The organism is Mycobacterium sp. NGS40 (assembly GCF_059812735.1).
In genome coordinates, this window is the sequence record NZ_JCALDG010000002.1 from 466257 (window position 1) to 486985 (window position 20729).

A 20729-nucleotide genomic window follows, 5' to 3' on the forward strand; every position below is an offset into this window, starting at 1 on the left:
GTCAGGATCAGGAATGAAGAAGCTACTCGCAGGAGTTTCGGCGCTGGTAACTGTGGGCGCCACAGGCTATTTCGGCGTCGCAACCGCGTCGGCTGACGACACGCCGATCGGCGGACCGCCGACTCCCGGCGCGCCGGGTGACCAGACCGCGTTCGCACTCGGCGGCGCTCACGTGCTGGGCATCCCCTACGACGAATACATCCGCCAAGAGGGCGCGCAATGGTTCCCTGGGCAGCAGCGCGAAATCGTCCGCTACCCGGCGGGCCAGGTGCAGGGCCATGTGCTGGAGCGACTCTTCCCCGGCATCGGCCGCTTCGATGAACTCTTCCCGGGCCTGGGTCTGGACGGCCCCAGCGTCGGCGAGTCGGTCGACGTCGGAGTGAACAACCTGGATGCGGCGATCCGTGGCGGTCGCCCCGGAACCGCGATTGGTTTGTCCGAGGGCGGGTTCGTGGTCGACGGCGAGCAGGCGCGGCTGGCCAATGATCCGACCGCTCCCCCACCGGACCGGCTGAACTTCGCCACCTTCGGCGACCCGATCGGGCGCCACGCCTTCGGTCAGAGCTTCCTGAGCGCCATGTTCCCGGTCGGCAGCACCGTCCCCGCTCTCGACTACACCATGCCACCGCCGTACGAAAGTCAGTACGACACAAACAGGTTCGTGGCCGCGTACGACTCGATCGCGGACTTCCCCGACCGACCGGACAATCTGTTCGCGCTCGCCAACACGCTGCTGGGCCTCGCCACCGGTCACACCGCGGTGGCCTTCACGAATCCGAGCATGGTGCCGCCGCAGAACATCAGGACGACGATCAACTCTCGCGGTGCCAGGGACACGACGATCATGGTGCCGGAAAAGCATCTGCCGCTTGTCATGCCGCTGAAATACGTCGGGATCGACGAAGACACGCTCAACAAGCTGGACGCGATCCTGATCCCCCGCGTGAATGCCGGGTACTCGCGCAACGACGACCCGGCGACCGCTCCGGTTCAGGTGGACCCGGTGCACGGGTTTGACCCAGCCGAAGTCACGGCACCGGCCAACCAGGCGACGTTCGGCGGCGGCGCCGATCCGCTGTCACAGATTCTCGCCGGTGCCACGTCGGTGCTGTCCCACGGCACCGGCTGATAACACGCCGATGTCCGGATCATCGATTCTCGCCATGCTGCATGGGCGGGCCAGCCTGCGGCCGCATGACGTGGCGTACACGTTCACCAACTACGAAGGCAATCCGGACGGGGCTCGCGAGAGCCTCACCTGGGCGCAGACCTCGCGCCGAACACTCAATGTCGCAGGCGATCTCGGCCCGTACGGGTCGGTCGGGGACAGGGCGGTCATCCTGGCTCCGCAGGGCCTTGACTACATTGCGGCGTTCCTGGGATCCATGCAAGCAGGGCTCATCGCCGTCCCACTTCCGCTGCCGCATCGCGGCTCGAGTCACGAGCGGGTAAGCGCGGTCCTCGCCGACACATCGCCCTCGGTGGTTCTCACCACATCCGCCTTCGCCGAAGACGTCGCCGAATTCGTCGACCAAGCACACCTGGACGATGTGCCGAAGATCATCGAAATCGATTCGCTGAATCTAGACGTCGATGTCGAAAAGAGTGCTCGGACAACCGATTTGCCGAACATCGCGTATTTGCAGTACAGCTCGGGTTCGACCCGGACGCCGACCGGCGTGATGATCTCGCACCGAAACCTCGAGGCGAATTTCGAGCAGCTGATGCACAGCTTCTTCGCGGCCGCGCGGATCACCGTCCCGTCGAACGTCACCCTGGTGTCGTGGTTGCCCTTCTACCACGACATGGGTTTGGTGCTGGGAGTCTGCGCTCCGATCCTGAGCGGCCATCGTGCCGAGTTGACCAGTCCGGTCGGATTTTTAGAGCGACCGGCCAGGTGGGTCCGAGCGTTGGCCGAGAATCCTCACACCTGGTCGTCGGCACCCAACTTCGCCTTCGACCTGGCCGCGCGCAAGACCACCGACAAAGACCTGGCCGGGCTCGACCTCGGCGGTGTGCTGGGCATCATCAGCGGTGCCGAGCGTGTCGAGCCGGCCACCTTGCGACGCTTCGTAGATCGGTTCGCGCACTTCAACTTTCAAGACCACATGATGCGCCCTTCCTACGGCATGGCCGAGGCCACCGTCTTCGTCACCACCGGCACCTGGAGTGAATCCTCGCCGGCGGCCCATTTCGATGCCGAAGCGCTGGGCGCGGGCCGGGTAGAGCCGTGCGGGGCCAGGAACGGCACGGCGCTGGTCAAATACCGGGTACCGCACTCCCCTACGGTGCGCATCGTCGACGGTGAGACGAATCGGGAATGCCCACCGGACTTGATCGGCGAGATCTGGGTGCATGGCGCGAATGTCGCCGACGGCTATTGGTGCAGGCCAGCTTCTGAGCAGCGCTGCTTCGGCGCAACACTGGTCGACCCGTCGCCCGGCACGCCGGATGGTCCGTGGCTGCGAACCGGGGACCTGGGCTTCATCTACTCCGGTGAGCTGTTCATCGTCGGGCGCATCAAGGATCTGCTGATCATCCGCGGGCGCAATCACTATCCCGAGGACATCGAGACCACGGTTCAGGAGATCACCCGTGGCCGGGTCGCGGCGATTTCGGTTCCGACCGACGGTACCGAGCAACTGGTCACCGTCGTCGAGCTCAAGAGGCGAGCCGACTTCGACGAGGACGCGACGCGATGGCTCAGCGGTGTCAAGAGCGAGGTCACCTCGGCGATATCCAATGCGCACGGTCTCAATGTCGGGGACCTCGTGCTGGTAGCTGCCGGGTCGATCCCCACCACGACCAGCGGCAAGATCCGCCGCGCCGCCTGTGTCGAGCAATACCGCCAGGACCAATTCGTCCGGCTGGACGCCTGACACCCCGACCGATACTCGGGTTGCACCCTTCGCATAATGGTTCCACCCCCGCAGCGGCAAAGGAGCCACGATGAGCACAGTCCGCCCAGACCGTCCGTTACGTGTCATTCAGTGGACGACCGGCAACATCGGGCGGCGCTCGCTGCACGCCATCATCGGCAGGCCCGACCTGGAACTGGTCGGGGTGTACGCGCACGGCGCGGACAAGGTCGGTGTCGATGCCGCCGAACTCTCCGGCTGGCCGGAGCCGACCGGGGTGCACGCCACCAACGACATCGACTCGCTGATCGCGCTGGGCGCCGACGCGTGTTGCTACAACCCGTTGTGGCCCAACATCGACGAATTGGTGCGGCTGCTGGAGTCAGGGGTCAACGTGTGCACCAGCGCGGCCTGGATCACCGGCGGCAAACAGACCCCGCAGGACCGCAAACGCATCGAGGATGCTTGCCAGAAGGGCCATTCGACGATCTTCGGCAGCGGCGCGCATCCCGGCATGACGAACATGGTCGGCATGGTGCTGTCGGCCTCCTGCGAGCGCGTGGACGAAATCCGGATCACCGAATCGGTGGACTGCTCGACCTACGAATCCGCGGAAACCCAGACGGCGATGGGGTTCTCCCAAGACCCCGAGACGCCGGGGCTGGCCGAGAACGTTCGTCGGGAAAGCGAAGTCTTCGCCGAGTCGGCGGCGATGATGGCCGACGCGATCGGCGCCAAGCTGGACAAGATGACCTTCGACGTCACGTTCACCGCGGCCACCGGTGACTCCGATCTGGGCTTCATGAAGATCCCCGCGGGCACGGTCGGCGGTGTGTACGGCTTTCACCGCGGCTGGGAAGGCGACCGCAACGTCGTCAGTGTCGGGTTCAACTGGACCATGGGTAACCACGTCGTCCCGCCCAAGCCACTAGAGCACGGCCACGTAATTCAGGTCTTCGGAATGCCCAACATGCGCACCGTCCTGCATTGCCTGCCGCCGAAGGATTGGACCGAGCCCGGGTTCATGGGCCTCGGCATGATCTATACCGCGATGCCGGTCACCAATGCGGTCCCCGCGGTGGTGGCCGCCCGGCCCGGGATCGTGACCCTCGCCGACCTGCCGCCGGTGACCGGCCGCCTGGCGCGCTAACCATATGACTTTGGCCATAGTCAGGGGCCCCCGGAGGAACGGTTCCGTCCTCTAAGGTTTAGAGTGCTTAGCCGAGCAAAGGTTCCGCCGACAATTAAGGTTGTCGACACGGTGGCGAGCGTTCCGAGGCAGGACGGCAGGCCGCCGCAGCGGTGAGCGGAAGGGCGGTCAAGGTGAGCGGTTCGCCGAACTCGGATGCCATATCCCAGGTGCTCAAACGGGCGTGGATTCCGCTGCTGCTGATTGTCGTACTGGCAGTCTCGGCGTTGGTCGTGTCGCGGCTGCACAAGATATTTGGCTCGCAGGATCTCAACGCGAATGCCGGCAAGGGGATCGAGATCGTGCAGTTCAATCCGAAGGTCGTCGTCTACGAGATCTCCGGCCCGCCGGGTGCTACCGCGAACATCAATTACTGGGATGCGGACGCCAACACTCATCAGATCGATAACGCGCCGCTGCCGTGGACGACCACCATCTCGACCACGCTGCCGTCGGTGAGCGCCAACATCATGGCGCAAAGTGACGGCAGCCGAATCGTCTGCAAGATCACCGTGGACGGCGTCGTCCGCGACACGCAAAACTCCGATGGCCACAACGCCCAAACCTTCTGCTTGGTGAAGTCCGCATGAGCGATCTCAACAGCAAGAGCCACCTGGGTGTCGACGACGCCGCCGACACCGGGCCGATCGGCACCCAGGGTTCGGATAAGCCCGAGCGCGGACACCGGCCCTACCTCCCCCACACCATTCGCATCTTCGCGGTGCCGATCATCCTGATCTGGGTAGCCGTGACGGTCCTGGTCAACGTCATCGTTCCCACCCTGGAGGTCGTCGGCGAGGCCCACTCGGCGCCGATGACACCCCTGGACGCACCGTCGATGAAGGCGATGATGCGCATGGGCCACAACTTCCACGAATTCGATTCCAACAGCACCGTGATGATCGTGCTGGAGGGCCAGCAACCGCTGGGCCCGGAGGCACACCAGTACTACGACAAGCTGATTCGGCAACTGCGCCAGGATCCCAAGCACGTCCAGCACATCCAGGACTTCTGGGGGGACCGGCTGACGGCGGCGGGCGCCCAGAGCGCCGACGCCAAGGGCGCGTACGTACAGATCAACCTTGCCGGTAACCAAGGCACCACGCTGGCCAACGAGTCCGTCGACGCCGTCCGCAAGGTGATCGACGAGAACAAGGCACCGCCCGGGGTGAAGGCCTATGTCACTGGTCCCGCCGCGCTGTCCGACGACATGCACTTGATCGGTAACGCCAGCCTGGCGACGATCACGCTGTTCACCCTGGGCGCGATCGCGGTCATGTTGCTGCTGGTCTACCGGTCCATCGTCACCACGCTGGTTCAGTTGTTCATGACCTTTGTCGCGCTGGCCTGTTCACGTGGCGTGGTCGCGGTTTTGGCCTACCACAACGCATTCGGGCTCACGACGTTCGCCGCCAACATCCTCACCATGCTGGCGATCGCGGCGGGAACCGACTACGGGATCTTTCTCGTCGGCCGCTATCAAGAGGCCCTGCGCGCCGGCGAGGATCGAGAATCGGCGTACTACACCACATTCAAGGGAGTTGCGCCGGTCGTCTTGGGGTCGGGCTTGACGATTGCCGGGGCGACCTACTGCCTGAGTTTCTCGCGGCTGCCCTGGTTCAACACCATGGGCGCACCCGTGGCGATCGGCATGCTGGTCGTGGTCTTGGCCGGCCTGACGCTGGGTCCCGCGGTGATCTTCATCGGCAGTCGCTTTCACCTGTTCGAGACCAAGCGCGCCGCCAAACAAGGCCGACTGTGGCGCCGGGTGGGCACCGCCGTAGTGCGTTGGCCCGCACCGATTTTGGCCGTCAGCGCGGCCGTGGTGCTGGTCGGCATGATCGCCCTGCCGAGCTACGTGACGAGCTACAACGACCGCTTCTACCTGCCGCTGTCGGCGCCGTCCAACCAGGGACAGGAGGCCGCCAACCGGCACTTCTCCGAGGCCCGGATGAACCCCGACCTGTTGATGGTCGAGTCCGACCATGACATGCGCAACACGGCCGACATGCTGGTGCTGGACCGGGTGGCAAAAAACGAGATGCGCACGCTCGGCATCGCGATGGTGCAGGACATCACCAGGCCGCTGGGCATTCCGATTCAGCACAGCTCGATTCCGTTCCAGAACAGCATTCAAAGCCAGACAACGATGCAGAACATGGGCTTCCTCAAGGACCGCATCGCCGACATCCTCAGGATGGCCGACGACCTGCAGACCCAGATCGACACCACGCAGCGCCAGTACGAGGTGTCGAAAGACCTGGCCAATGCCGCCGAGGACAGCGCGAAGACGACCGAAGTGACGTCACAGATCACCGACAGCTTGCGCGACCACATCGCGGATTTCGACGACACCTTCCGGCCGGTGCGGACGTACTTCTATTGGGAGAAGCACTGCTACGACATTCCGTTGTGCTACAGCTTCCGGTCGCTGTTCGACACATTGGACGGCTTCGACCAACTCGCCGAGCAGTTCCACTACCTGACAACGGACATCAAGCACACCGCCAAGGCCTCGCGCGACCTGACCGAGCTGTTCCCCACGCTGATCACCACCCTGAAGACCACCCGGGGCATCACGCTGACGCTCTACCAGACGTTCAAGGCGATGATCAACCAGATGGAGGCGATGAGCAACACCGCCATCGTGATGGGGCAAAGCTTCGACCAGTCGAAGAACGACGACTTCTTCTATCTGCCCCCCGAGGCGTTCGACAACCCCGACTTCCAGACGGGTCTTCGTATGTTCCTGTCGCCGGACGGTAAGTCGGCGCGGTTCTTCATCACCCATCAGGGCGATCCGATGACGCCGGAAGGGATTTCGCGGGTCGACGCCGAACGCACCGCCGCGCAGGAGGGCTTGAAGCAGTCCTCGCTGTCCGACGCCAGGGTGTATCTCGGTGGAACCGCCGCGACCTTCCGGGACATGGCCGACGGCGAGAAATACGACCTGATGATCGCGGTGGTGTCCGCGCTGACGCTGATCTTCATGATCATGTTGCTGCTCACCCGCAGCGTGGTGGCCGCGCTGGTCATCGTCGGCACCGCGGCCAGTTCCATCGCCGCGTCATTCGGTCTGTCCGTATTGATTTGGCAGGATCTGTTCGGTATCAAGATCCACTGGATCGTCGCCGCGCTTTCGGTGATCATCCTGTTGGCGGTCGGATCGGACTACAACCTGCTCCTGGTCTCCCGATTCCGAGAAGAGATCCACCACGGACTCAAGACCGGCATCATCCGGTCGATGGCCGGCACCGGTGGAGTGGTGACGGCCGCGGGTCTGGTGTTCGCGTTCACGATGGCATCGATGCTGGGCAGTGACCTGCGAGTGCTGGGCCAGTTCGGATCCACCGTCTGCATCGGTCTGCTGCTCGACACGCTGATCGTGCGAACGCTTTTGATGCCGTCCATCGCGACGCTGCTCGGTCGCTGGTTCTGGTGGCCGCAAGTCGTGCATCCGCGCGGTGACTACGGTCTGCCGCCCGCCCGGGTGGCGCCGGCCGCGTCAGCTGCCAGGAGCTAGGTCCAGGCACACCGCGACGGCGCCGGGGCCGACATGCAGGCCAAGCACCGGCCCCAGCGAGGTGACGATGGCGGGCTCGCAGGCCGGTAGCCGCTGGGCCAACGCGGCCGCCACTTCGTTCGCGCCGTCGGGGTTGACGACGTGGTGCACCGCAACCGCCGCGGCCTCGTCGCCGACGATTTCGCAGACCCGGTCCAGCATCGCCGTCGTCGCCTTGCTGACCGTCCGTACCCGTTGGGCCAGAACGAGTTTGCCGTCATCGATACGGAGCAGCGGCTTCAGCGACAACGCGGTGCCCAGCCACGCCTTGGCGCCACCGATCCGGCCGCTGCGCCGCAGATTGTCCAAGCCGTGCACCACGATGAACGCGTGACCGCGCTGTACCGCCGAGTTCGCCGCGGCGACAACGGCTTCCAGATCCGCGCCGCTGGCCGCGGCCCGTGCGGCGGCCAGTGCGACGAATCCGGTGCCCATCGCCGCCGACCGCGAGTCGATGACGCGCACGGCCGGACCGATTTCAGCCGCGGCCCGTTCACCCACGCCACAGGTGCCCGATAGCGCCGATGAGATGTGCACTGCCACCACACCATCGCCGCCGGAGTCGGCCAGCGCCGTGCGGTAGGCGGCGCCTAGTTCGGCGGGGGTGGCCGCCGCTGTCGTGGCGTGGTGCGCGTAGACGTCGTCGGGGATCTCGTCCACGCCGTCGCGCAGGTCGCCGCCGTCGAGCAGGACATGCAGCGGGACGACGCGTATCGCCCACTGTTCGAGCAGATCGGCCGGCAGGCGCGACGAGGCATCGGTCACCACCACGACTGTCATTGCTTAGCCGCGTGACTTCTCGCTCGATACGCCGGCCTCGGCCAGCGCCTTGAGCATCAGTTCCGCGACAGCTTGGTGGGCTTCGAAATTCCAGTGAATGCCGTCGGGATTGCCGCGTCCACTCATCACCTGTTCAGCCACCGCGGCTTTGAGATCGACCAGCGGAATGTCGTGCTGTTGCGCCCATTGTGAGATCGCCGCCACGGTGCCGGCGCGGCTGTGGTGGGCCTTGCCATACGTCTCGGCGATGTGCACCGACGGCAGCGACGCTACGATCGGGATACCCGGACGGTTGAAATCGATTGCACCGCGGGTCTGTTCGAGATACTCCGCACTCAAGTGCGCAGGCAGCGCCGGTCGGGCCACCGGTGAGAGCCGCGGCTGCAGCCATCCGTAGCCGTCGCGCACCCAGCGCCGCAACCACGGCGGCCGGACATATCGGATCAGCTCGCGCAGGGCGGTCGGCAACACCGACGGCAGCGAATCCATCCCGCCGGTCGCGAAGATCACCGCGCCGGCTCGCGGCAACGCCGCCCATGCTCGCGGGTCCTGCGTGGCGGCCCACCACACGTCGCGGCACGTCCAGCCGATCCGACCGATCAACTCGACATCCCAACCCAATTGGGTGGCAACAATATTCGGCCAGATCCTGGGATCGTCAGCGGGCAATCCCCCGGTGGGACCGTAGTAGGCCAGCGAGTCGGCGAAGACCAGCAGCGTGGGCCTTACCTCAGAGGACATCGTTGGAGACCTGCGCCGAAGCGTTCCACACGTCGAGGCGCCAGCGGATGCTGTCGAATTCACCGTCGGAGTCCTGGGAGTGGCCGGAGAGCTGCACCCAGCTGGCATTGCCCATCCCGCCCAGGACCGGCCAGTCGGCGACCGGAAGCCTCAGCAGCGCAGCCGATAACGCAGCGATCAGACCGCCGTGGGCCACCAGCACCACCGGCCGGCTCGGCTCGTCCGCATTTCCCCACTCCGGTTCACCGGCCACCAGTTCGGCGACCAGCGGCACGCTGCGGGCGGCGACGTCGACCCTGCTTTCCCCGCCGTGCGGTGCCCAGGTGGCGTCGTCGCGCCAGGCGAGCCGGGCACCGGGAGCCTGTCCGTCAACCTCGGTGTGCGTCAAGCCCTGCCACTCACCCAGGTGCGTCTCACGTAGCCGCTCGTCGACCCGTACCCGCAGCCCGGTCCGCTCCCCCAGCTTGACCGCCGTGTCGTAGGCGCGATGCAGATCGGAGGACACGATCAGCAGCGGCTGCATTTTGCCCAGTACCTCGGCCGCGGCAGCCGCCTGCGCATGGCCCAGTTCGGTGAGCGCGGAGTCCAGCTGTCCCTGCATCCGGCTGCCGGCATTGAAGTCAGTTTGCCCGTGGCGCAACATCAGCAGCCGACGAATACTCATTGCGCGCTCGCCGAATCCTGCAAACCGTCCGACAAGTCGACGGGAATGACCGGACAGTCACCCCACAGCCGGTCGAGGGCGTAGAAGTTGCGGTCGTCCTGGTGCTGAATGTGCACGACGATGTCGCGGTAGTCCAGCAGCGTCCAGCGTCCCTCCCGGGCACCCTCGCGGCGCGCGGGTTTGTAGCCGGCCTTCTGCATTCTCTCCTCGACCTCGTCGACGATCGCGTTGACCTGCCGCTCGTTGGACGCCGAGGCGATGACGAAGCAGTCGGTGATGACCAGTTGCCCCGAAACGTCGATCACCACAACATCGTTGGCGAGCTTCGAGGCCGCGGCGTTCGCCGCGATCGTCGCCATGTCGATGGCTTCCTGCGTGGCGCTCACGAGTTGTTCCCCGTCGACAGGCTGGACTGCGTGGGGCCGAGCGTCGCTTTGGCCTCTCCCTCGACGGGGGCGCGGTAGAGCCGGCGTTTGGAGACGTATTGCACCACGCCGTCGGGCATCAGGTACCACAGTGGGCGGCGCTGGGCGGCACGCTGGCGGCAGTCGGTCGACGAGATCGCCAGCGCCGGAACCTCAACCAGGGTCAGCGCATCCTTGGCCAGCTCGCCAAGCACTTCGGTGATGTGTTCGTGGCGCAGCTCGTAACCCGGCCTGCTGACGCCGATGAACCGCGCCAACTCGAACACCACTTCCCAGCCCTGCCAGGACAGGATGGACGACAGGGCGTCGGCTCCGGTGATGAAGAACAGCTCGGACTCCGGGTTGAGGGCGTGCAGGTCCTGCAAGGTGTCCTTGGTGTAGGTGGGGCCGGCGCGGTCGATGTCGACGCGGCTGACCGAGAACCGGGGGTTAGACGCGGTGGCGATCACCGTCATCAGGTACCGGTCCTCGGCGGCGGAGACATTGCGGGTCTTCTGCCACGGCTGACCGCTGGGCACGAACACGACTTCGTCGAGGTCGAACAGGTCGGCCACCTCACTGGCGGCGACCAGGTGCCCGTAATGGATCGGGTCGAATGTCCCACCCATCACTCCCAGCCTGCGGCGGCGCTTTTGCACGATTTGCCAGCTTACCGGGCCGCTCGAGCCGGGCAGTCGCCGCGCTGTGGTCACCCGTTAGCTCTGCGCCGAGTGTGGGGCTTATGGATGAATTCACGACAGTTCGCGTACATGGGGCCCACACTCGGCGCCCAGGCGCAGTCTCAGACCGGCAGTAGCTGGTCGATCACCGTGGCGAGCTGCTTAGCGGACCGGCATTCGTGCATGGTGATCACTTCTTCGTAGCGTGGCACCGCCGAATCTCCGCTGCCCCAAAGGTGTCTGGGCTCGGGGTTGAGCCAGTGCGCGTGCCGGGCGGCGTTGACCATGTCGGACAACACGTCGATGGCCGGATCACGGTAGTTGGTGCGCCCGTCGCCGAGCACCAGCAGCGAGCTGCGCGGCGACAACACATGCGGATTGGCCTGGAGGAACGAGACGAACGCATTCCCGTAGTCGGAGTGGCCGTCGCGGCTGTAGACGCCGGCTTCCCGGGTGATCCGCTGGATCGCCACGGCCAGATCGCAATCCGGGGAGAACATGTGAGTCACCTCGTCGGTGGTGTCGATGAAGGCGAACACCCGGACCCGCGAGAATTGTTGGCGCAGCGCATGAACCAGCAGCAGGGTGAAGTGACTGAAGCCGGCCACCGAACCGGACACATCGCACAGCACGACCAGTTCGGGGCGGGCCGGACGGGGTTTGGCCAGCACCACGTCGATCGGCACGCCGCCGGTGGACATCGACTTGCGCAGCGTCTTGCGCAGGTCGATCGTCCCGGCCCGGCTACGGCGTCGCCGCGCCGCCAGCCGGGTCGCCAGGGTGCGGGCCAATGGCGCCACCGTCCGCTGCATCTGGCGCAGCTGGTCACCGGAGGCCCGCAGGAATTCGACATTCTCGGCAAGCTGTGGGATGCCGTACATCTGGACGTGATCACGGCCCAGCTGCTCGGCGGTGCGCCGCTTGGTCTCGGCGTCAACCAGCTTGCGCAGTTGGGTGATCCGTTGTGCGGCAAGGGCTTTGGCGATCTGCTCTTGCGTGGGACTCGGCTCGTCGCCGTAGGGCGCGAGCAGGCCGGCGAGCAGTTTGCCCTCCAGCTCGTCCAGCGCCATCGCCTTGAGCGCCTGATACGACGAGAACGAGGGACCGCGGCTGGAACTGTATTTGCCGTAGGCCTCCACGATTCGCGCGATCATCGCGACGAGCCGTTCGTCCATGTCGGCCAGATCTTCGTTCTGGGTCAGCAGATCGAGCAGCATCTGCCGCATCGCGTCGACGTCGTCGGCGGGCAGGGCGTCGTTGTCTTGGCCGGCCCCACCTTCGTCTCCGACGACGACCGCCCGCGCACCCATCGCCGCGGGGAACCACAGGTCGAACATCGCGTCATAGGTGTCGCGGTGGTCGGGCTGGCGCAGCACCGCGCACGCGATGCCTTCGCGCAGCACCTCGCGATCACTCAAACCCAGGGTGGCCATCACCCGGCCGGCGTCCACCGTCTCCGACGGACCCACCGAAATACCGCTTCCGCGAAGCGCTTCCACGAATCCCACCAGGTGGCCCGGCAACCCGTGCGGGGCGAGTGGCCGTTTGGGGCGGACGCGGCGCGGGGGCATCAGTTGAGCCTGAGTTCCCCGGCCGCGCGTTGCTGGTCGGATTGGTGTTTGAGGACCACGCCGAGCGTCTGGGCGACGACCGCGTCGTCAATGGTGTCCAGCCCCAGCGCCAGCAGCGTGCGGCCCCAGTCGATGGTCTCGGCGATGGACGGCACCTTCTTCAGCTGCATGCCGCGCATGACGCCGATGATGCGCACCAGCTCCTCGGCGAGATGCGCGGGCAACTCGGGAACCCGGGACAACAGGATGCGCCGTTCCAGGTCGGGGGTCGGGAAGTCGATGTGCAGGAACAGGCAGCGACGCTTGAGCGCCTCGGACAGTTCACGGGTGGCGTTCGAGGTCAGCACGACCAACGGCGTTCGCTCGGCGGTGATGGTGCCCAGTTCCGGCACGGTCACCGCGAAGTCGGACAGCACCTCGAGCAGCAGGCCCTCGATTTCGATGTCGGCTTTGTCGGTCTCGTCGATCAGCAGCACCGTCGGTTCGGTGCGCCGGATCGCGGTCAGCAGCGGGCGCTGCAGCAAGAACTCCTCGCTGAACACGTCGTCCTTGGTCTGATCCCAGTCGCCGGAGCCGGCCTGAATACGGAGTATCTGCTTGGCGTGGTTCCACTCGTACAGGGCGCGAGCCTCGTCGACGCCCTCGTAGCACTGCAGCCGAACCAGACCCGAGCCGGTGGCCTGCGCGATCGCACGCGCCAGCTCGGTCTTGCCCACGCCGGCGGGCCCCTCGACCAGCAGCGGCTTGCCCAGCCGATCGGCGAGAAACACCGCGGTCGCGGTGGCCGTGTCGGGCAGATAACCCGTCTCGGCCAAACGTCGTGAGACGTCGCTGATGTCCGCGAACAGCGGAGTGGACCGGGCGGGCACGCTCACAATCTCAGTTCTCCTAAAACTAGATCGGGGTCAGGCTGGACGAATCTGGCCGTCACCCCATGCGATCCATTTTGTCGAGGTCAGTTCGGGCAGGCCCATCGGACCGCGGGCATGCAGCTTCTGTGTCGAGATGCCGATCTCGGCACCGAAGCCGAATTGCTCGCCATCGGTAAACGATGTCGATGCGTTGACCATCACGGCGGCCGCATCGACGCCGTCGGAAAATCGTTGGGCCGCAGCCATATTGGTGGTCACGATGGCTTCGGTGTGTCCGGTGCCGTATTCGTTGACGTGGGCGATCGCGGCGTCGACACCGTCGACCACCGCCACCGCGATGTCCATCGACAGGTACTCGCGACGCAGATTGTCCTCATCCGGGTCGAGGTGCACCGTCACGCCGGCATCTTGCAGGGCGCCCACCAGCCGGGGCACCGCGGTTGCGGCGATCGCGGCGTCCACCAACAGGGTCTCGGCAGCGTTGCAGACGCTGGGCCGCCGTGTCTTGGAGTTCAGCAGGACCCGTTCCGCGACGTCCAGGTCCGCGCCCCCGTCCACGTAGACGTGACAGTTGCCGACACCGGTCTCGATGGTGGGCACCTGGGCGTCGCGGACCACCGCGTCGATCAGGCTCGCTCCCCCGCGCGGGATCACCACGTCGACCAGGCCGCGCGCCTGAATCAGGTGGGTGACCGTGGACCGGTCGTCGGACGAGAGCAACTGGACGGCGTCGGCGGGCAAGTCCTCGCTGACCAGCGACGACCGCAACGCCTCGACCAGCGCCTGGTTGGATCGTGCCGCCGACGAACTGCCGCGCAACAGCACGGCATTGCCGGACTTGAGCGCGAGCCCGAACGCGTCGACGGTGACATTGGGCCGGCCCTCGTAGATCATGCCGATCACGCCGAGCGGAACCCGCTGCTGGCGCAGCTGCAGCCCGTTGGGCAACGTGTAGCCGCGCAGCACCTCGCCGACCGGGTCGGGCAGGCCCGCGACCTGCCGCAGACCAGCGGCGATTCCCTCCACACGCGTGGTGTCCAGCGCCAACCGGTCGAGCATCGCGTTGGACGTCCCGGCGGCCCGGGCGGCCTTCAGATCCTCGGCGTTTGCCGCCAGAATCCGGCGGGTGTCGGCAACGATCGCCGCGGCGGCGGATTGCAGCGCCTGGTCCTTGGCCACCGTTGGCAACAACGCCAGCACGCGGGACGCGGCGCGGGCGCGGCGGGCGGCGTTGTGAACCTCCTGACGCAAGTCAGGACGCGACGGTGCTTGCAGACTCATTGATCCAGGGTATCGGGCTTGAGCTGGCCAGGTAAGGCGGCCTGGGTGGCGACCGGGCTCAACCGACGCGCTCACCACGTTCGGCTTGCCGCACCTTGCTCTGCCGTTCCTCCAGGATGTTGCCAAAGTCCTGCAGCAGCAACGGTTCACGCATGACCAGGTGCTCGAGGTGATCGCGATCGATGATCAGGGCGGTGACCTCTTCCAGGGCATACGCGCTGGCGAGGTTGGGTTGGCGGGTGAGCGCGGTCAGGCCGAGGAAGGAGCCCGCCTCCAGCGTGCTGATCGGCACCACCGACCCGTCCTCGGTCGTGGCCATCATCTGCACCCGCCCGGCGATCACGAACGTCATCCCCGCCGGCACCTGCCCCGCGTATTCGACGATCTCGTCCGCGCTGTACAGGACGATTCGCGCCGAGGAATGCAGCGCCTGCTGATCGGCAACGCTGAGCCGCAATGCCGGCGCCACCACGGATCGCAACGCGTCTTCGACCCGTTCCCTGGTCGAGTAGTCGTCGTCGGCGTCGTCGAGGTGCAGTTCTTCGCGCCGGGCCGCGTACCAGATCCAGCGCAGAAAGGTCGATCGCGCAGCGCCGTCCTCAGCGGGCGAATTCAGCCCGAAGCTGGTCGCGTACTCGCCCTTGCCGACGGGAACCGACCGGGGAACGCTGCCGGCCTTGAGCTGCGGCAGCTCGCTCGCGACACGCGTCAGCATTGCGCAGACCCGATCGGGCGGGTCCGCGGCCGCGAAGGTCGTCTTGATCGACAGCTTGTGGGTGCCTTGCGGGCGGCTGAGGTTCGTGAACGAGGTACTGGCCAGCATCGAGTTCGGCACGACCCGTATCCCGCTGCCGGTTTGAATGTGCACGGCCCGCCAGTTGACCTCGACGACGCGGCCGCGCTCGTTGGACGCGTCGAGCCAGTCGTCGATGCGGAAGGGCTGCTCGAACAGCATGAACAGGCCGGACACGATCTGGCCGACGGAGTTCTGCAGCATCAAACCGAGGACGACCGACGTCACCCCCAACGCGGTGAAAAGACCGCCGACCCGCACACCCCAAATGACGGACAAGATGACGGCCAGGCCGGCACCGATCAGCGCGAACCGGGCCACGTCGAGGAAAATCGTGGGCAGTCGTTTGCGCCAGCTGTTTTGCGGTGCGCCCTCGAATACGGTCGCGTTGAGCCCGGACAGCAACATGACCAGCACCAGGAAGCCGAACAGCGTGGACAGGATGCGTACCAGACCGTCTCCGGCCGAGACCTGTGCGGCGTTGACCAGCAGCACCAACAGCGCGCCCAGCGGCAGCACAAAGTTGCGGAGCAGGCTGACCTGGCGGGCCAGGCGATTGTTTCGGCGAAGCAGTGCATGGTGCAGCTCGGTCAGCAGGATCAGCATGACCGGGAATCCGATCGCGACGCCGATGGCCCAGTAGAACCACGTCGAATGGAAGGCGTTCATTACCGCTCCGACAGCCGGTAGATCGCCTGGTCTGATCCGGCGACCGAAATCGTGCCGGCCGGCGTGAATTGCCGGGCGTCCCGCATAGCCTCGTACACGCTCGCGGTGACGTAGATGCCGGGTTGCGGTGCACCACTGTGCATTTGGTAGGCCAGGCTCACCGCGCCGCCCCACATGTCGTAGACGAGACTTGATCGTCCCACCAGTCCGCTGATCACGTTGCCGGTGTTGATGCCGACGCGCAGCTTCAGCTCGTGTGAGCTCTGGGAGTTGAACCGATCGATGATCTGACGCATCTCCAGGGCGAAGTCGAGGCTTCGGTAGATGCTGTCCAGCCGCGGCGTCACGACCCCACAACTGGCGAGGTAGCCGTTGTGGAAGGTGCGAATCCGTTCGACGCCGAGGGCTTCGGCTGCCGCGTCGAACTGACGGAAGAGATCATCGACGATGCCCACCAGTTCGTCGCCGGACAGGTCGATCGAAATCTCGTCCAGGCCAACGATATCGGCGTAGATGATGGCCACGTCCTGGTGCTTTTCGGCGATGGTCTCCTGACCCTCGCGATAGCGTTGCGCCACCGACTCCGGCATCAGCGCCAGCAGCAGGCGGTCGTTTTCTTTGCGCTGCTCGTTGAGCAGCTCGTCCTTAATTGCCAGGTTCCGGCTCATCTCGTTGAAAGCCTGAGTGAGGTCCCCGATTTCGTCGCGCGAGGTGACCGGGATATTGACTTCATAGTCGCCGGAGCTGATCTTCTGGGTACCGGCTTGTAGCCGGCGGACGGGCCGCAGCATGATCTGGGCAAGCACCATCGAGGCGACACACACGACGAAGATCATCGACGCGACACCGACCACCAGTGTTTGGCTGAATCTGCCCAGCCGCGCAAAAGCATCCGAGTCGTCGCGCGTCACCAAGATTGACCAGTGCAGATCGGAATTGGGCACGTTGAACGGGGTATAGGCCTCCATCTCGCTGTTGCCCGTGTAGTCGGTGCCGGTGACGGTTCCGGTCTGCCCGCGTTGGGCGGCACGAAAGCCCGCCGTTTCCGCCGGCTGCACGAGGATCGTCGTCCCCAACTGAATCGCTCTGTTGGCCACATCGGGCGGAGTTCCGGCCGCGATGGCCTCCTTGCGATATTCCTCCGGATCCTCGAGGAATATCCGGGAATCGGAGCGCATCAGGCCGTCGGGACCCACCAAATACGATTCGGTCGACGGGCCCATGCCGGCGGCTTCCCATTGCTTGTCGGCGGTCATGATCCGGTTGATCTTCGGAGTTGGCAGCGGCCAAGCCATTACGCCGTCGATCTTGCCGTTCATGCCGATCGGCGACACCACCCACCCGGTGGGAGCATCCAGCGCCGGTTGATACGTCTGGAAGTCGGTGATCCAGACGAAGTCGACATCGTTGGAACGCAAGGCCTTTTGATAGGCATCGCGCAGATTGGATTCGCGATAGGGGCCGGTGAAGATGTTGGTGCCCAGGTCGGGCCCCTTGGCCACGGAGTAGACGACATTGCCGCCGTTGTCGAGCAACAGCACGTCTCGGTAGTCGAAGCGAGTGACGATGCCGCGCATGTAGAAGTCGAATCGCGCGTTAGCGGCCGACCATGCACTGCCGTCGCCCGCGTCCACTACCGGCAGCCCGTCAGCACTGGTCCTGGGCGGCGCGGTGTAGTTCGCCTGAAGGTATTTCTGCGCGTTGGTACTCGGCATCACGGCGTTGATATCGATCGTGTCGCCGGTGATGCGTTTGATCGGTTTGATCATCTCGTTGTCGTAGTAGTTGACTAGCGACTGCTGCTGGGCGGGACTGATCGTCGCGTTGCCCAACTGGTTGAAGCCGGCGGAGAACGCTTCCATGGCCTGAACAATGCTGAACCCGCCGCTGTAGACGATGAGCGAGTTCGTCATCTGCTTGAACAGCGATTCCAGTTGCCGCTGCTGAGATTCGCGCAGCTCGGTCAGCCGTTCGGCCTCGACTTGGCGTAGTGCGCTGCGGCCGGTAAGAGCCCCGATGAGGCCAACGACGGCCACCGAAAAGATGCTGCAGATCAACAGAGTCATCAACAGCTTGGACTGGATGCCTACCCGCAGGAAACGCCGGCGGCGAAACCTGCGCGTCGTGCGAGACGCACCCTCTTGGGTCACTGCTTCTTGGGCCGGGAGGGTTTCGGTGTCCGATGCGGCGTCGGTCAGCTCACTCGATGTCACTGGCTTCCTTCTTCCCAACGAGGCGCTGTTCACGCAGCACATTAGCGCGCGGACATCACAAAATTGTCGTTTGCGGCATGCGATTGCCGTCGAATGGCAAGCAACACGCGACTAACGTTGAACAGATGGCTCGGGTCTGCGTCGTCGGCAGTGTCAACATGGACATCACCTGCGACGTCGCCGCGCTTCCCCGCCCGGGTGAGACGGTGCTTGCGTCGTCATTGAGTTACGCCCCCGGCGGCAAAGGCGGCAACCAGGCCGTGGCCGCTGCACGCGCGGGGGCGCACGTGCAGTTCGTCGGGGCGCTCGGCGACGACGGCGCGGCTGCGAGCTTGTGGGCACATCTGGTGGCCAACGGTGTTGGGCTGGACGCGACCGTGACCGTCCCCGGTCCCAGCGGCACGGCGATCATCGTGGTGGACGCCGGCGCCGAGAACACCGTCGTGGTGGCGCCGGGGGCCAACGGACAGCTCACCGCGAGTACGGCGGCCACCCGGGTGATCACCGACAGCGATGTGTTGTTGACCCAGTTGGAGATTCCGATCGCCACGGCGGTGGCCGCGGCACGCGAAGCCAAGACGGCGGGTGCGGTCGTCATCGTCAACGCCTCGCCGTGCCACCAGGTGCGAAGCGCGCTCGCCGAACTGGCGGATCTCGCGGACGTGGTGATCGCCAACGAGAACGAAACCGAGGAATTACCTTGGCGACCAAATCATTTGGTGACCACGCTTGGTGCCCGCGGCGCTCGCTATGTCGGCCGGGACGATGAGCTGTGGGTACCCGCGCCCGTAGTCCACGCGGTGGACACCACGGGTGCCGGTGATGTCTTTGCCGGAGTGCTGGCAGCGAGCTGGCCGCGCGACCCGGGTTCGCGGGCTGAGCGATTGGCGGCCTTGGAACGGGCTTGCACCGCGGCCGCGCTGTCGACACTGGTGCCCGGAGCCGGTGACTGCGCGCCGGATGCCGACGCCATCGCCGCGGCACTGTCCGGGCCCACGTGATGGACGGCGTCGCCGTCGTCGCCCTGACGCTCTTTGCCGCTTTCGGGGTGCTCGGATTCGGTTGGCGTAGTTGGCTGCAGTATCGCCGCACCGGATCCACCGGCTTTCGCGGCATCCGCGGCGGGTCGACGGAATGGGTCGCGGGCGCCGGTTTCGCCGTCGCACTGGCGGTGACGGCGAGCGCTCCAATCCTGCAGCTCTGCAACGTCGTTGAGCCGTTGCGTGCGCTGACCGCCGGATGGATCCAGTACGTCGGGATCGTGGTCGCGATCCTGGGCATCGCCGCCACGGTCTACGCGCAACTCGAGATGGGCGATTCCTGGCGGATCGGGGTGGACGAACGGGAGACCACGACGCTGGTGCACACCGGCGTATTCGGGCAGGTGCGCAACCCGATCTATACCGCGATGTTCATCTTTGGCTTCGGGATCGCGTTGGTAACCCCGAATGTCGTTGCCTGTGCCGGATTTATCCTGCTCGTCGCCACCGTCGAGCTACAGGTACGCCGTGTCGAGGAGCCGCACTTGTTGCGAACCCACGGCGACGCGTATCGGGACTATGCCGCCACCGTCGGCCGCTTCGTCCCGGGGGTCGGCCTGATTCGTTAGCGCGAGTCCCGCCGCACATCGTGGGCGATCGCCAGGCCGTCGCCCGTTTCCAACTCGACGGCTGACTGACTCATCAGCACGCGACTGCGGCTCGGCGACAACACGATCGACAGGTAATGGTGCGGCAGGTCTGCCACGAATGCGAGCCGGTTGACCCGTAGCAGCGCGGTGCCGATCGCGGTGTCGAGCAGCCGGGCAAAGCGCGGACCCGCGATCTCGGCGGTGATCTCATGGCGCATCCGCTCCACCACGACACCGGCATCGGCCAGCAGTTCGTAGAGCGGTTTGCGCCGCATCGCCGACTCGGGCAGCTTGTCCGCCAACGCGTTTGGCAGCCAGGCTTCGGTGACCATCAACGGCTCACCGGTCCGGCGCTGGCGGCGCACCCGCACGATGTGCAACAGTTCGCCGGAGGTCTCCAGCGCGTCGGCGACGGGACGTGGCGGGCGCCGGTGCGAGTCGTATTCGAGCACGTCGACCTCGGTCTCGAACTGGGCCTGCCGCAGCCCGTCCATGTACGAGCCGCCGGCCGCGGGCAGGTCGGCCGGCGCGTGCTCCCGCACGAACGAGCCGACGCCCTGCCTGCGCTCGATGTATCCCTGGTCGGCCAGGTCCGCCAGGGCGCGGCGAACCGTGATGCGCGAAACCCCGAACTGATCACACAGCGTCTGCTCGGTCGGCAGCGCGTCGCCGGGAGCCAGCACGCCGCGGTCGATCTCGTCGTGCAACACCAAAAACAGTTGCCGGTGCAGCGGCACACCGGCGCCGGCGGACACCGCACTGCTTTCTGCATCGGCCCCCTGCATGTTCGCCATGCTCCCACACCGCCTTCCTTGCGCCCGT

At 65.7% G+C, this 20729-nt stretch carries 18 protein-coding genes; 7 read left to right on the top strand and 11 right to left on the bottom strand.

Features of this window, described 5'->3' with window-relative positions:
• Positions 1 to 13 precede the first annotated feature (13 nt).
• The 5 genes from pe to AC5Y5O_RS05565 all read left to right on the top strand — a co-directional run bounded on the left by pe (position 14) and on the right by AC5Y5O_RS05565 (position 7570).
• Positions 14 to 1129, top strand: coding sequence for an acyltransferase PE (pe, locus tag AC5Y5O_RS05545; RefSeq protein WP_096289254.1), 1116 nt, complete (start codon positions 14 to 16; stop codon positions 1127 to 1129).
• A 10-nt stretch (positions 1130 to 1139) separates the two neighbouring features.
• A complete protein-coding gene (locus AC5Y5O_RS05550) occupies positions 1140 to 2879 on the top strand; it encodes an AMP-binding protein (RefSeq protein ID WP_096289256.1) in 1740 nt (579 codons plus the stop codon).
• A 70-nt stretch (positions 2880 to 2949) separates the two neighbouring features.
• Positions 2950 to 4008: an NAD(P)H-dependent amine dehydrogenase family protein gene (locus AC5Y5O_RS05555; protein WP_096289258.1), complete on the top strand. Its 1059-nt coding sequence runs from the start codon at positions 2950 to 2952 to the stop codon at positions 4006 to 4008.
• Between the two features lie 200 nt (positions 4009 to 4208).
• Positions 4209 to 4637, top strand: coding sequence for an MmpS family transport accessory protein (locus tag AC5Y5O_RS05560; RefSeq protein ID WP_165796459.1), 429 nt, complete (start codon positions 4209 to 4211; stop codon positions 4635 to 4637).
• The gene (locus AC5Y5O_RS05565) at positions 4634 to 7570 is read left to right on the top strand and encodes an MMPL/RND family transporter (RefSeq protein WP_096289262.1); all 2937 of its coding nucleotides are present in this window, start codon (positions 4634 to 4636) and stop codon (positions 7568 to 7570) included. The genes AC5Y5O_RS05560 and AC5Y5O_RS05565 overlap by 4 nt, the downstream gene beginning before the upstream one ends.
• Here the strand turns inward: AC5Y5O_RS05565 and AC5Y5O_RS05570 are convergent.
• The 10 genes from AC5Y5O_RS05570 to AC5Y5O_RS05615 form a co-directional block, all read right to left on the bottom strand.
• The gene (locus AC5Y5O_RS05570; RefSeq protein ID WP_500024109.1) at positions 7553 to 8389 is read right to left on the bottom strand and encodes a DegV family protein; all 837 of its coding nucleotides are present in this window, start codon (positions 8387 to 8389) and stop codon (positions 7553 to 7555) included. The two genes, AC5Y5O_RS05565 and AC5Y5O_RS05570, sit on opposite strands and share 18 nt — an antisense overlap.
• A gap of 3 nt (positions 8390 to 8392) precedes the next feature.
• Positions 8393 to 9130 (bottom strand): diglucosylglycerate octanoyltransferase, encoded by a 738-nt coding sequence (gene octT, locus AC5Y5O_RS05575; protein WP_500024111.1) that lies wholly within the window; start codon positions 9128 to 9130, stop codon positions 8393 to 8395.
• Positions 9120 to 9794, bottom strand: a complete 675-nt coding sequence (gpgP, locus tag AC5Y5O_RS05580) for a glucosyl-3-phosphoglycerate phosphatase (protein ID WP_096289268.1) — start codon at positions 9792 to 9794, stop codon at positions 9120 to 9122. The genes octT and gpgP overlap by 11 nt, the downstream gene beginning before the upstream one ends.
• Positions 9791 to 10180 (bottom strand): ribosome silencing factor, encoded by a 390-nt coding sequence (rsfS, locus tag AC5Y5O_RS05585; protein WP_500024113.1) that lies wholly within the window; start codon positions 10178 to 10180, stop codon positions 9791 to 9793. The genes gpgP and rsfS overlap by 4 nt, the downstream gene beginning before the upstream one ends.
• Entirely contained in the window at positions 10177 to 10857 is a 681-nt protein-coding gene (gene nadD / locus AC5Y5O_RS05590) for a nicotinate-nucleotide adenylyltransferase (RefSeq protein ID WP_096291268.1), read from the bottom strand. Before nadD ends, rsfS begins: the two co-directional genes overlap by 4 nt.
• Before the next feature lie 143 nt (positions 10858 to 11000).
• Entirely contained in the window at positions 11001 to 12449 is a 1449-nt protein-coding gene (locus AC5Y5O_RS05595; RefSeq protein WP_096289272.1) for a vWA domain-containing protein, read from the bottom strand.
• The gene (locus AC5Y5O_RS05600) at positions 12449 to 13324 is read right to left on the bottom strand and encodes an AAA family ATPase (protein WP_036470381.1); all 876 of its coding nucleotides are present in this window, start codon (positions 13322 to 13324) and stop codon (positions 12449 to 12451) included. Before AC5Y5O_RS05600 ends, AC5Y5O_RS05595 begins: the two co-directional genes overlap by 1 nt.
• Before the next feature lie 30 nt (positions 13325 to 13354).
• Positions 13355 to 14602 (bottom strand): glutamate-5-semialdehyde dehydrogenase, encoded by a 1248-nt coding sequence (locus tag AC5Y5O_RS05605; protein WP_096289274.1) that lies wholly within the window; start codon positions 14600 to 14602, stop codon positions 13355 to 13357.
• A gap of 58 nt (positions 14603 to 14660) precedes the next feature.
• Positions 14661 to 16064, bottom strand: a complete 1404-nt coding sequence (locus AC5Y5O_RS05610; protein ID WP_096289276.1) for a mechanosensitive ion channel domain-containing protein — start codon at positions 16062 to 16064, stop codon at positions 14661 to 14663.
• A complete protein-coding gene (locus AC5Y5O_RS05615; protein WP_096289278.1) occupies positions 16064 to 18277 on the bottom strand; it encodes an adenylate/guanylate cyclase domain-containing protein in 2214 nt (737 codons plus the stop codon). Before AC5Y5O_RS05615 ends, AC5Y5O_RS05610 begins: the two co-directional genes overlap by 1 nt.
• 125 nt (positions 18278 to 18402) lie before the next feature.
• Between AC5Y5O_RS05615 and AC5Y5O_RS05620 the strand changes: the two genes are divergently transcribed.
• Entirely contained in the window at positions 18403 to 19278 is an 876-nt protein-coding gene (locus tag AC5Y5O_RS05620) for a ribokinase (protein ID WP_096291269.1), read from the top strand.
• Positions 19278 to 19886 (top strand): methyltransferase family protein, encoded by a 609-nt coding sequence (locus AC5Y5O_RS05625; protein ID WP_096289280.1) that lies wholly within the window; start codon positions 19278 to 19280, stop codon positions 19884 to 19886. Before AC5Y5O_RS05620 ends, AC5Y5O_RS05625 begins: the two co-directional genes overlap by 1 nt.
• On the opposite strand, the gene AC5Y5O_RS05630 is transcribed toward AC5Y5O_RS05625, so the two are convergent.
• Complete coding sequence (locus AC5Y5O_RS05630; RefSeq protein ID WP_096289282.1) at positions 19883 to 20701, bottom strand: GntR family transcriptional regulator; 819 nt, start codon at positions 20699 to 20701, stop codon at positions 19883 to 19885. The genes AC5Y5O_RS05625 and AC5Y5O_RS05630 overlap by 4 nt on opposite strands.
• Between the last annotated feature and the right edge of the window lie 28 nt (positions 20702 to 20729).

Excerpts from the sequence above, each read along its gene's own strand:
- AC5Y5O_RS05605 (WP_096289274.1), bottom strand. The coding sequence starts at position 14,602 with ATGAGTCTGCAAGCACCGTCGCGTCCTGACTTGCGTCAGGAGGTTCAC.
- AC5Y5O_RS05550 (WP_096289256.1), top strand. The coding sequence starts at position 1,140 with ATGTCCGGATCATCGATTCTCGCCATGCTGCATGGGCGGGCCAGCCTG.
- pe (WP_096289254.1), top strand. The coding sequence starts at position 14 with ATGAAGAAGCTACTCGCAGGAGTTTCGGCGCTGGTAACTGTGGGCGCC.
- octT (WP_500024111.1), bottom strand. The coding sequence starts at position 9,130 with ATGTCCTCTGAGGTAAGGCCCACGCTGCTGGTCTTCGCCGACTCGCTG.
- AC5Y5O_RS05625 (WP_096289280.1), top strand. The coding sequence starts at position 19,278 with ATGGACGGCGTCGCCGTCGTCGCCCTGACGCTCTTTGCCGCTTTCGGG.
- AC5Y5O_RS05555 (WP_096289258.1), top strand. The coding sequence starts at position 2,950 with ATGAGCACAGTCCGCCCAGACCGTCCGTTACGTGTCATTCAGTGGACG.
- AC5Y5O_RS05610 (WP_096289276.1), bottom strand. The coding sequence starts at position 16,064 with ATGAACGCCTTCCATTCGACGTGGTTCTACTGGGCCATCGGCGTCGCG.
- AC5Y5O_RS05620 (WP_096291269.1), top strand. The coding sequence starts at position 18,403 with ATGGCTCGGGTCTGCGTCGTCGGCAGTGTCAACATGGACATCACCTGC.
- gpgP (WP_096289268.1), bottom strand. The coding sequence starts at position 9,794 with ATGAGTATTCGTCGGCTGCTGATGTTGCGCCACGGGCAAACTGACTTC.
- AC5Y5O_RS05565 (WP_096289262.1), top strand. The coding sequence starts at position 4,634 with ATGAGCGATCTCAACAGCAAGAGCCACCTGGGTGTCGACGACGCCGCC.
- AC5Y5O_RS05570 (WP_500024109.1), bottom strand. The coding sequence starts at position 8,389 with ATGACAGTCGTGGTGGTGACCGATGCCTCGTCGCGCCTGCCGGCCGAT.
- AC5Y5O_RS05595 (WP_096289272.1), bottom strand. The coding sequence starts at position 12,449 with ATGCCCCCGCGCCGCGTCCGCCCCAAACGGCCACTCGCCCCGCACGGG.
- AC5Y5O_RS05630 (WP_096289282.1), bottom strand. The coding sequence starts at position 20,701 with ATGGCGAACATGCAGGGGGCCGATGCAGAAAGCAGTGCGGTGTCCGCC.